6 protein-coding genes are annotated in these 11795 nt (G+C 67.3%); 5 read left to right on the top strand and 1 reads right to left on the bottom strand.

What is annotated here, in order from left to right; all coding sequences use genetic code 11:
- Nucleotides 1-4 precede the first annotated feature (4 nt).
- Nucleotides 5-6073: an alpha-2-macroglobulin gene (locus SY91_RS21295; RefSeq protein WP_185921353.1), complete on the bottom strand. Its 6069-nt coding sequence runs from the start codon at nucleotides 6071-6073 to the stop codon at nucleotides 5-7.
- Between the two features lie 309 nt (nucleotides 6074-6382).
- Between SY91_RS21295 and SY91_RS21290 the strand changes: the two genes are divergently transcribed.
- The 5 genes from SY91_RS21290 (at nucleotide 6383) to SY91_RS21270 (ending at nucleotide 11550) form a co-directional block, all read left to right on the top strand.
- Complete coding sequence (locus SY91_RS21290) at nucleotides 6383-6889, top strand: sugar dehydrogenase complex small subunit (protein WP_006478877.1); 507 nt, start codon at nucleotides 6383-6385, stop codon at nucleotides 6887-6889.
- Nucleotides 6889-8508, top strand: a complete 1620-nt coding sequence (locus SY91_RS21285; protein ID WP_023476482.1) for a GMC family oxidoreductase — start codon at nucleotides 6889-6891, stop codon at nucleotides 8506-8508. Before SY91_RS21290 ends, SY91_RS21285 begins: the two co-directional genes overlap by 1 nt.
- 2 nt (nucleotides 8509-8510) lie before the next feature.
- The gene (locus SY91_RS21280; protein WP_011547563.1) at nucleotides 8511-9788 is read left to right on the top strand and encodes a cytochrome c; all 1278 of its coding nucleotides are present in this window, start codon (nucleotides 8511-8513) and stop codon (nucleotides 9786-9788) included.
- Between the two features lie 173 nt (nucleotides 9789-9961).
- Nucleotides 9962-10381, top strand: coding sequence for a DoxX family protein (locus tag SY91_RS21275; protein WP_011547564.1), 420 nt, complete (start codon nucleotides 9962-9964; stop codon nucleotides 10379-10381).
- Nucleotides 10382-10443: 62 nt separating this feature from the next.
- On the top strand, nucleotides 10444-11550 hold the full coding sequence (locus SY91_RS21270; RefSeq protein ID WP_011694745.1) for a porin: 1107 nt from the start codon (nucleotides 10444-10446) through the stop codon (nucleotides 11548-11550).
- Nucleotides 11551-11795: the final 245 nt, after the last annotated feature.

Below are 11795 nucleotides of genomic sequence, written 5' to 3'. Positions count from 1 at the left end.
CTCGTTACTTGCCCGCGTCGGCCGGCTTCACGGTCATCGGCGGGTTCGGCCACAGGCCGTACACGGACGGCGCATACAGTGCCTCGACGCGCGTCGGCGGCAGGCCGAACGTGCCGACGTTGTTCAGCCGTACCGTGTACTCCACCGAGAATTTGCCCTTCGGCAAATAGTCGTAGTACGCGCGATAGCCGTCGAAGTCGCGCTCGATGAACGCCGGCCACGCGCCGTCCGGCGTTTTCTCGCCCTGCGTCGCGGCTTCGGAATCGCGGCCGAGGCCCGACCCGAGGATCGTCGCACCGGCCGGGATCGGATCGTTGACGGCGACCCACGTCATGTCGCTCTGCGCATCGATGTCGAGATGCACGCGCACGACGTCGCCGCGCGTCAGCACGCCGTTGACGGCCGGCGACACGGGCGTGACGGTCTTCGTGATCCGGTAGCCGGCAGCAAACGGCGCACGCAGCGGCACGGCCGCGAGGCTTTCGACGGTCGCCCACGGGCGGCCGGTGCCGTCCTGCGTGACCGACAGCGTGGCCGGCCCCTGCGACGCACGCGGCCACGGCATCAGCACGCTGCGCGCGGTGGCCGCGCGGGTCGCGGGCGTGGCCGACGCCGACGGCGCTGCCGATGCGGGCGACTCGGCGGGCGCGGCCGATGCCGTCTGCGACCACGAGATCGAGCGCTCGTTGCCGCCGAGCGCAACCTTCGTCGCGCCGGCGACCGGCGTGCTCTCGTAGGTCCGCGAGAAGCGCTCGACCGCGAGCAGGCCGAGCGCGTTCGACGTCGTCGTCTGCCAGGCGCCCTGGCGTTGCAGCGCGAGCAGGCCGGCCGTCACGCGCGGCATTTCATCCTTCCATGCGGGGTCGCCCGCGAATTCCAGCGCGAGGCGTGCGGCGTTGGTCTCGTTGCTGGTCATCAGCCACCACAGGTCGTCGTCGCGCGCGGTCGAGAACACGAGCTGCGTGCCCTGGTACGTCAGGCGTGCCCGCAGGATCTGTTCGACCTGCGCGCGTTTTTCGTCGCGTTGCGGGATGTCCTTCACGCGCGTCAGGATCGCGTGATAGTCGATCACCGCCGACGTCGGCCACTGGTTCGGCGCGATCTCGATCGAACCGAGCATGCGGCCCTGCGCGGCGCCGTAGCGCGACAGCGCCTCGATCGCCGCGAGCTTGCGCAGGTCGCGATCCTGGCGCGGCGCCCACGCGTTGCGCTCGAGGCGGCCGTCGACGAAGCGCGCGAGCCCGGCTTCGAGCTGCGTGCGCAGGTCTTCCGGCAGCGCGAAGCGCGGATCGAGACGGCTGGCTTCGTCGGACACCACGAGGAGATACGACGACAGCGTCGGGCTGCCGTGGTGCGAATCGTCGGACGACGGCGGGAAGTAGCTCGCCAGGCCGTCGCTGTCGAGATAGACGGGCATCCGTGCGATCAGCGCCTGCCATTGCGCGGGGTCGCGCAGGCCGATCGCACGCGAGGTCTGCTGTTCGAGGCAGCGGTACGGATAGCGCTCGAACCAGCGCTTCACGCCGGGCAGCCCGTCGGCAAGCTTCGACTGCAGCGATACCGCGATGCCGCCGCGCGGCAGACCTTGCGCATTGTTCGCGGCGCCGGTCGGGGCCGCCACGGGCACCGTCAGCGTGCCGTCGACCTGCGCGAGCGTCGCCTGCTGCACCGTGACCGGCAGCGCGGGCACGACCTTCTGCGCGACGGCCAGCGCGTCGGATGCCCGCTTGCCGCCTTGCTCGGCCGCCTCGATGCGCCAGTTCAGCGCACCGGCCGCATCGAGCGCCTGCTCGGGCACCGTGATCGTCCACGCGACCTCGGTCGCCGCGTTCGCCGCCAGCGACACGGTTTGCGGTGCGACGTCGAGGCCCGTCACGCGCGGCGTCACGACGACCTGCATCGCGCGGTCGGTCGTGTTGCGCAGCGTGACCTGCGCACGGAACGCGTCGCCTTCGCGCACGAGCGGCGGCAGGCCGGAGATCAGTTGCAGATCCTGCGTGCTGCGGATCGACGTGCTGCCCGTGCCGAAGCGGTCGGGGCCGACCGCCGCGATCGCGACGATCCGGAAGCGCGTGAGCGCATCGTTCAGCGGCACCTCGACGGTTGCGCTGCCGTTCGCATCGAGCGTCACGCGCGGGTTCCACAGCAGCAGCGTGTCGAACAGCTCCCGGGTCGGCGCGCTGCCGCCTCCGCCGCCCGCCGGCACGGCCTTGCGGCCGAAGTGGCGGCGGCCGATGATTTCCATCTGCGCGGTGGCCGTTTCGACGCCGTACGCGCGCCGGCGCAGCATCGCGTCGAGCAGGTCCCAGCTGTTGTTCGGCATCAGTTCGAGCAGCGCCTCGTCGACGGCCGCGAGGGCGATCTGCGTGCCGGCCGGCGCCGGCTGGCCGTTCGGCAGCGTGACCTTCACGTGCGCCTGCGCCTTGCCGCGTACCGTGTAGCGGGTCGCGTCGGTCGTCACGGTCACGCCGAGGCGGTGAACGCCCGTGCCGACCTTGATCTCGCCGAGGCCATAGCGGAACGCGGGCTTCGACAGGTCGACGAACGCGGTCGGCGCTTCATAGTGGCGGCCTTCGCGCCAGAACGCGCGCGCCCATTCGACCGGCGCCTTCCAGCCCCACGTGAAGAACGAGTACCACGGCACCTCGCGAATCCGGCCGCGCAGCGCGAGCACCGATACGTAGACGTTCGGCCCCCACGATTCGCCGACCTTCAGGTCGACGGTCGGGTTCTTGCCGTTCAGTTCGACGATGTGCGTTTCCATCACGCCGCCGCGCTCGACCGCCACCAGCGCGGTCGCGTAGCGGAACGGCATGCGCACCTGGAAGCGGGCCGTTTCGCCCGGTTCGTACGACGTTTTCTCGGGGATCACGTCGATCCGGTCGGTGTTGTCGCCGCCGAACCAGAGTTCGTCCTCGCGCGTGACCCATACCGACGTCGACGCATTCGACGTGCGGCCGTCGCCGTCCTTCGCGACCGCGATCAGCTGCACGTTGCCGGCCTGCTCGAGCGTCGCGTCGCAGGCCATGCGGCCCTTGTCGTCGGTCTTGCGCGAGCACAGCACGCCGAGGTCGCGCGTGTCGCTCTTGTTGTCGTACGCATAGAAGCCGCCGACCATCCGCTTGCGCGACGACGTCGTGATGCGCGCGACGCCCTTGATCTCGATCGGCACCGACGCGCGCGGCTTGCCCTGCAGGTCGACCGCCAGCGCCTGCACCGGCACGCGCTGGCCGACCGACACCCAGCGGCCGGCCTTGATGCCGGCCACCACCGCGGCCGGCCACAGGATCGTGTCGCCGCGAATCGTCTGCACTTCGCCGTTCGGGTCGGCGAACGTCGCCTCCAGCGCAATGCGCTTCGGCGCGTCGACGTCCGGCAGGCCCTTGAGCGTGACCGAGCCCGCGCCGTTGCGGTCGAGCGTCAGCGGCAGCTTGTCGGCGATCAGCTTGGTCGCGTCGGGATCGTTGCTCGACGCCGACGACGACGCGTTGTCGCCGTCCTGCGCATCGTCGTCGGCGTTGCCGTCGCTCGTGTCGGGGCGATACGGCGTGAAGCTGAAATCCTCGAAACGGTCCGCGAACGGCGGCGACGCCCATTTCATCAGCGCCGATACCTGCACCGGCAGGTTCGATGCGCCGCCGCCCGACACGTAGTCGATCTGCACCGCGAGCGGCGCTTCCTTCGCGGCGACGAGCGGGCTCTTCTGCGCGTCGCGCGCGCCGATCGAGCCTTTCAGCACCGGCAGGCGGAACGCCTCGACGCGGAAGCTGCCGCTGTAGTACGTGGCGGTCGGCGCATCGTCCGGGCCGCCTTCGAGCTCGACGCTGTATTCGCCGAGCTTCGCGGCGGCCGGCAGCGTGAACTGCGAATCCGCGCTGTGGTCGGCCGCCCACGTGAGCGGCAGCTTGTAGGTCTGGCCCGTGCCGAGATGGCGGATCGCGACGCGCGTCGGGTATTGCGACGGGAACGCGAGGCTCTGCAGCGTCTCGGTGCGGATGAAATGCTTCATCGACACGGTTTCGCCGGCGCGCAGCAGCGTGCGGTCGAACACCGTATGTGCGCGCACGGTCGGCGCGCTGTCGGTGTCGGTCGGCACGTTGAAGCGCCACGATTCGATCCCGCGGTTCCAGCCCGAGCTGACGAACGCCATGTCGGGGCCCGTCTTCGGATCGTCGACGCGGGCCGACACGAAGTAGTCGTTAAAGCGCTGTCCCGACGAGCTGCATTCGCGCTTCGGCTCGAACGGCCCGTCGATCTTCAGCAGGCCCTGCGCGTCGGTCTTGCCGGCCGCGATTTCGTCGCCGTTGCAGTCCGACACGCGGATCTGCGCATTCGGCACCGGCTTGCCCTTGTCGAGCGTCGTGACCCACACGAGGTTGTTCTCGCGCCCCTGTTTCAGGTGCACGCCGAGGTTCGTGACCAGCACGGCGGTGCGCACGTACATGCTCGACGGCTTCGCGAGCAGCGAGCGGCCGAGCGCGGGCGACGCGAGTTCGAGCACGTAGAAGCCGGGCTTGTCGATCGGCACGCCGACCACTTCGAACGGACGCAGCGCCTTCGGATCGGCCTTCGGCAGCGTCAGCACCTGCGCGCCGGGCTCGCCCGCGAGCAGCGACAGCGAGCGCACGTCGATGCGGCGGTTCTTCGGCGCCGGCTGTTTTTCGCCGGCCTCGAGCGGCACGTAGACGGGGTGTTGCCCCTTGCGTTCCAGCAGCCCGGGAATCTGGTCGTCGATCGAGCCGGCCGTCATCGACCAGTTGTCGAAGCGGTCGACGGTGCGCATCCATTGACGGATCGCGGTGTCGTTCTCGACCTTCAGGTTCGCGAATTGCGCACCGCCCGCATTGAGGCCGGCGATATGCAGGTCGGCCTCGACGTTGCGCAGCGTGACGGGCACCAGCGCGGGCGTACCGGGTTCGGCGAAGCGCTCGACGATCCCGAAGGTGCCCGACGCGAATTTCGCGAGCGGCGGCATCGGTGCGGTGCGCGTCGCGAGCGGGAACAGGTCGGCGTTGGACAGCGGCCGGTCGGTCACGTCGTGCAGGCCCGACGGCAGCTCGACGGTCAGGGCGGCCTGCGCGGGCAGCGGCGGGTTGAACGTGACGGTCGTCACTTCCTCGCTGTGGTCGTCGGCGGCGAAGGTGGGCGACAGCGAACCGTCGGGGCCGCGCAGCCTGATCGCTTCGGCCTGCTTGCGCGAGATCGGAGCGTTGAACGACAGCGTGAGCGGGCGCAGCGGCGTGCAGGGCGCCTTCGCGTTCTCGCGTTCGCACGAGAAGCTTGCGGCGAACGGTGCGCGCACGGTGAAATCGAAGCGCCGCTCGGTGTCGTTCGCGATGCCGCTCGGGCTCGCCACGCCCTTGCCGTAGACGAGCTGCATCTTCGCACTTGCCGGCAGCGCCTGCGAGCACGACAGCGTCAGCACGCGCGCCGCTTCTTTCTTCAGCCCGAAATGATCGAGCAGGGCGTTGCGCGTGTCGTCGTCGGCCGCCGTGACCGGAATGCGGTTGCCGATGCCGGCCGCTTCGCACCAGATGTTGGCGAGCGCCGAGCGCGGCTCGGCCGGGCCGTTCAGCTTCATCACGAAGACCTGCCGCTCCTCGATCTCGCGCGAGCCGGGGCGCACCGACACCGGGAACGGGCCGCCCGTCTGGAACGTGAAGCGGCGCGGGCCGCTGGCCGCATTGCCGGCGACCGAGCGCAGCGTATCGTTGAGCGCGACCGAGCAGCGGACGCCGGGCGGCAGGTCGCTTTCGAAATCGTAAACCCAGGTCTTGTCGTCGAGCCAGTGGCCCTGGCCGCGCGCGGCGGTCGAATCGTTGCAGGTTACGCGCGCCGGATTCGGCGCAGACGCCGAGCCGAACGCGACCATCGGTTCGTCGAACTTGACGACGCTCTGCCGGACTTCGGTGACGGTGCCTTGCGGCGACACGCTCACCGTGCGCGCCGCGCCCGCATGCAGCGACAGGGCCGCGGCGGCGCCGAGCGCCGCGACGGCGCCGATGCGCCAGAGCAGCCGGGTCGTGTGGTTGGTTCGATGCGTTTCTTTGTTGTGCTTGTCGCGCTGCTTCATCGCTCGATTGCCCTCGGAGGGAAGCTTTCTGTTTGATTGCACGGGATTCTAACCGACCGCCGCGCGCGCGCAGCGCGGCGTGCGGGTGCGGTGTGTGGTCGGCACGCGACACGGGGGGCCTGCCGCGGATTTGTCGCGTCGACGACACAAAAATGCAGCGAAATTTCGATTGTCCCGGATTGCGGAACATTAAATGAACTATAAAAAGATTGTTTGATCCGGCTGGTGCGCGTACATTGCAGGTCCGCGCCAATGTTTGAGAAATATCAAGCGTGGTTTTCCCGAATCCGGTGTTCGAGAGAAGGAAACATGCACAACGACAACACCCCCCAATCGCGTCGTGACAACGACGCAGCCGCAACCGGCATCACGCGGCGTCAATGGCTGCAGGGCGCACTGGCGCTGACGGCGGCGGGCCTCACCGGCTCGCTGGCGTTGCGGGCCCTGGCCGACGATCCCGGCACCGCGCCGCTCGATACGTTCATGACGCTTTCCGAAGCATTGACCGGCAAGAAAGGGCTGAGCCGCATCACCGGCCAGCGCTATCTGCAGGCCTTGCAGAAGGGCTCGTTCAAGACGGCCGACAGCCTGCCGCAACTCGCCGGTGCGCTCGCATCCGGTTCGCTGAATCCCGACCAGGAATCGCTCGCACTGACGATTCTCGGCGCGTGGTATCTCGGCATCGTCGACAACGTCGTGATTACCTACGAAGAAGCATTAATGTTCAGCGTGGTGTCCGATACGCTCGTGATCCCTTCGTATTGCCCCAACAAACCCGGCTTCTGGGCCGAAAAACCGATCGAGAGGCAAGCCTGATGGCCGATACCGATACGCAAAAAGCCGACATCGTCGTCGTCGGATCGGGTGTCGCCGGCGCGATCGTTGCACACCAGCTCGCGATGGCGGGCAAGTCCGTGATCCTGCTGGAAGCCGGCCCGCGCATGCCGCGCTGGGAAATCGTCGAGCGCTTTCGCAACCAGGCCGACAAGACCGATTTCATGGCACCGTACCCGTCGAGCCCGTGGGCCCCGCATCCGGAATACGGCCCGCCGAACGACTACCTGGTCCTGAAGGGCGAGCACAAGTTCAACTCGCAGTACATCCGCGCGGTGGGCGGCACGACGTGGCACTGGGCCGCGTCCGCGTGGCGCTTCATCCCGAACGACTTCAAGATGAAGACCGTGTACGGCGTCGGCCGCGACTGGCCGATCCAGTACGACGATCTCGAACATTACTATCAGCGCGCCGAGGAAGAGCTCGGCGTGTGGGGCCCGGGCCCCGAGGAAGACCTGTACTCGCCGCGCAAGCAGGCGTACCCGATGCCGCCGCTGCCGTTGTCGTTCAACGAGCAGACCATCAAGAGCGCGCTGAACGGCTATGACCCGAAGTTCCACGTGGTGACCGAGCCCGTCGCGCGTAACAGCCGCCCGTACGACGGCCGGCCGACCTGTTGCGGAAACAACAACTGCATGCCGATCTGTCCGATCGGCGCGATGTACAACGGTATCGTCCACGTCGAGAAGGCCGAGCAGGCCGGCGCGAAGCTGATCGACAGCGCGGTCGTCTACAAGCTCGAGACGGGCCCGGACAAGCGCATCGTCGCTGCGATCTACAAGGACAAGACGGGCGCCGACCATCGTGTCGAGGGCAAGTACTTCGTGCTCGCCGCGAACGGCATCGAGACGCCGAAGATCCTGCTGATGTCCGCGAACCGCGATTTCCCGAACGGCGTTGCGAACAGCTCCGACATGGTCGGCCGCAACCTGATGGACCATCCGGGCACCGGCGTGTCGTTCTATGCGAGCGAGAAGCTGTGGCCGGGCCGCGGCCCGCAGGAGATGACGTCGCTGATCGGTTTCCGCGACGGCCCGTTCCGCGCGACCGAAGCCGCGAAGAAGATCCACCTGTCGAACATGTCGCGCATCAACCAGGAGACGCAGAAGATCTTCAAGGCCGGCAAGCTGATGAAGCACGACGAGCTCGACGCGCAGATCCGCGACCGTTCCGCACGCTACGTGCAGTTCGACTGCTTCCACGAGATCCTGCCGCAACCCGAGAACCGCATCGTGCCGAGCAAGACGGCCACCGACGCGATCGGCATCCCGCGCCCCGAGATCACGTATGCGATCGACGATTACGTGAAGCGCGGCGCCGTGCATACGCGCGAGGTCTACGCGACCGCCGCGAAGGTGCTCGGCGGCACCGACGTCGTCTTCAACGACGAGTTCGCGCCGAACAACCACATCACGGGCGCGACGATCATGGGCGCGGACGCACGCGACTCGGTCGTCGACAAGGACTGCCGCACGTTCGACCATCCGAACCTGTTCATCTCGAGCAGCTCGACGATGCCGACCGTCGGTACGGTGAACGTGACGCTGACGATCGCGGCGCTCGCGCTGCGGATGTCGGACACGCTGAAGAAGGAAGTCTGACCGTGCGGAAATCTACTCTCACCTTCCTCCTGGCCGGCTGCCTCGCGCTGCCCGGCCTCGCACGCGCGGCCGATTCGGCCGATCCCGCGCAGGTCAAGCGCGGCGAATACCTCGCGGTCGCGGGCGACTGCATGGCCTGCCACACCGCAAAGGGCGGCAAGCCGTTCGCGGGCGGCCTCGGCATGCCGGTGCCGATGCTCGGCAAGATCTATACGAGCAACATCACGCCCGACCCGGATACGGGCATCGGCAACTGGACGTTCGACGACTTCGAGCGTGCGGTGCGGCACGGCGTGTCGAAGAACGGCGACAACCTGTATCCGGCGATGCCGTACGTGTCGTACGCGAAGATCAACGACGACGACGTGCAGGCGCTGTACGCGTACTTCATGCACGGCGTCGAACCGGTCAAGCAGGCGCCGCCGAAGAACGAGATCCCCGCGCTGCTCAGCATGCGCTGGCCGCTGAAGATCTGGAACTGGCTGTTCCTGAAGGACGGCGTCTATCAGCCGAAGCCGGCGCAGAGCGCCGAGTGGAACCGCGGCGCGTATCTCGTGCAGGGCCTCGCGCACTGCAGCACGTGCCACACGCCGCGCGGCATCGCGATGCAGGAGAAGTCGCTCGACGAAACGGGCGGCAGCTTCCTGTCGGGCTCGGTGCTCGCGGGCTGGGACGGCTACAACATCACGTCCGACCCGAACGCGGGGATCGGCGGCTGGACGCAGCAGCAGCTCGTCCAGTACCTGCGCACCGGCAGCGTGCCGGGTCTCGCGCAGGCGGCCGGCCCGATGGCCGAGGCGATCGAGCACAGCTTCTCGAAGATGACCGAAGCCGACATCGGCGCGATCTCGACGTACATCCGTACGGTGCCGGCCGTGGCCAGCGGCGACGCGAAGCAGTCGCGCTCGTCGTGGGGCAAGCCGGCCGAGGATGGCCTGAAGCTGCGCGGCGTCGCGCTCGCGTCGTCGGGTATCGATCCGGCGCGCCTGTATCTCGGCAACTGCGCGACCTGCCACCAGATGCAGGGCAAGGGTACGCCGGACGGTTACTACCCGCCGCTGTTCCACAACTCGACGGTCGGCGCGCCGAATCCGACCAACCTCGTGCAGGTGATCCTGAACGGCGTGCAGCGCAAGGCCGGCAGCGAGGACGTCGGGATGCCCGCGTTCCGTCACGAGCTGTCGGATGCGCAGATCGCCGCGCTCACGAACTACCTGACCGGGCAGTTCGGCAATCCGGCCGCGAAGGTGACCGAGCAGGACGTCGCGAAGCTGCGCTGACGCGGCACGCGACGAAGCAGGGCGACAACAGAAAAGAGGAGGAGCACAGCACATCGGGCGGGCCCCGATGCCGGTTGTTGCAGAGCGGGGCGGGCGGCGCGGTTGGCCGCTCGCCCCGGTTCACAGGCAATCCGGTGCGTGCAGTTGCGCGCATCGTTTTCGTTGATCACACCATGACACCGAATCAACCGTTTCTCGCGTCCCAGCGCGATGTGCTGCTGCTGCTGTCCCGCATTCTGCTCGTGATCCTGTTCGTGATGTTCGGCTGGAAGAAGATTATCGACTTCTCCGGTACGATCGCGTTCATGGGGAGCGAGGGCGCGCCGGCGCCGATCATCTCGGCGGCGATTTCCGTCGTGATGGAGCTGTTCGTCGGGATCGCGATCCTCGTCGGTTTCCAGACGCGCGCGCTCGCGCTGCTGCTTGCGCTGTATACGATCGGCACCGGCATCATCGGCCACCACTACTGGACGATGACGGGCGGCGAGCAGATCAACAACATGATTCATTTCTACAAGAACATCGCGATCTCGGGCGGCTTGCTCGCGCTCTGCGCGGCTGGCCCCGGACGTTTTTCGATCGATCGCGGATAAGCGGACCCGAGGCGCGTGCATGGGGCGCGCGTCGGACGGTCGAGACTTCGAGGGGCATCATTTTGCGACTCAAATACTTCGCATGGCTGATTGCGGCCGCCACGCCGGCGGCGGCGTTTGCACAGACGAGCGTCACGCTGTACGGCCGGATCGACGGCGGCGTCGAATACCTGAACCACATCGCGAAGCCGAACGGTGGCAGCGGGACGCGCTGGAGCGCGGAAAGCGGCGACTGGGGCACCAGCATGTTCGGGCTGAAGGGCGTCGAGGATCTCGGCGGCGGGCTGTCGACGGTGTTCAACCTGGAAACCGCGTTCCAGGTGATGAACGGCCAGACGGGCGGCGGGCGCATGTGGTCACGGCGCGCATACGTCGGGTTGAAGAGCAACACGTGGGGCCAGCTGCAGGCCGGCCGCAACCTGTTCATCGACAGCGACGGCGTGTGGGAATTCGATCCGTTCGTCCAGCAGGCGTTTTCGTCGGCGTCGCTCGTGCGTGGCCGCAACTGGCAGCAGACCAGCAACAACATCGAATATCACAGCCCGGTGATCGGCGGCTTCGACGTGCAGGCGCAATACGCGTTCGGCAACCAGTCGCGCGGCTTCAACTACGGCGCGCCCGACGATTTCGGCCGCTCGGACGGGATCATGATCTCGTATCACTCGCCGGTGCTTGATGTGCGTGGCATCTACGACGAGCTGCGCGACAACAACGGCAAGTTCAGCAACGTCTTCACGGCGTCGCGCGAGTACTTCGTCGGCGCGAACGTGAAGGTGTCGAAGTTCAAGATCCAGGGGGCGTATACGCACTACCAGGCGCCGGATAGTCCGGCTGGTGTTGCCGATCGTGCCGATCACTACTGGCTCGGCGCGACCTACTCGGCGACGCCGCAGTGGGCGGTGACGGGGGGCGGGTATTACGTGAAGGTGGGCGATGGCGGCGGCGATGCGTCGCACGATCCGTCGGGGCACGCGATGATGTACGTGCTCGGTACCACGTACAACCTGTCGAAACGGACGTTCCTGTATGGGACGGTTGCGTATGTGCGCAACGGCGGGAATTCGAACTTCTCGCTGCTCGCGACGCCGCGCGACGCGACGTCGGGGACGAGCCCGATGACCGGCGAGTCGCAGACGGGCGCGTATGTGGGGATGATGCATACGTTCTGAGCGTGGGCGGTTTGCGTAGGTGAAAAAGGCTCGGGTGATCGAACCCGAGCCTTTTGCGTTTACAGCGCTTAGCAGCCGCATGGCTTGCACGAGCATTGCATTGCGGGGAGTCCGCGCTCGATGGCTTCACATTTTTTGACGTTTATAGACTGAAAGCTCCAAGGTAAACGACGGTTATTCGATTTATCGCTATCTAGCTGGCTCCAGCTACGGCGGGCGCTGTCGTTACCGTTGCCGAATGCAGT

It is taken from the genome of Burkholderia cenocepacia (genome assembly GCF_014211915.1).
Lineage (GTDB): Bacteria > Pseudomonadota > Gammaproteobacteria > Burkholderiales > Burkholderiaceae > Burkholderia > Burkholderia orbicola.
The sequence above is the reverse complement of the archived record's forward strand: the minus strand, read 5'-3'. Positions and strand labels throughout refer to the sequence as shown.

Coding starts and splice junctions, on each gene's coding strand:
- SY91_RS21295 (WP_185921353.1), bottom strand. CDS start 6,073: ATGAAGCAGCGCGACAAGCACAACAAAGAAACGCATCGAACCAACCAC.
- SY91_RS21290 (WP_006478877.1), top strand. CDS start 6,383: ATGCACAACGACAACACCCCCCAATCGCGTCGTGACAACGACGCAGCC.
- SY91_RS21285 (WP_023476482.1), top strand. CDS start 6,889: ATGGCCGATACCGATACGCAAAAAGCCGACATCGTCGTCGTCGGATCG.
- SY91_RS21275 (WP_011547564.1), top strand. CDS start 9,962: ATGACACCGAATCAACCGTTTCTCGCGTCCCAGCGCGATGTGCTGCTG.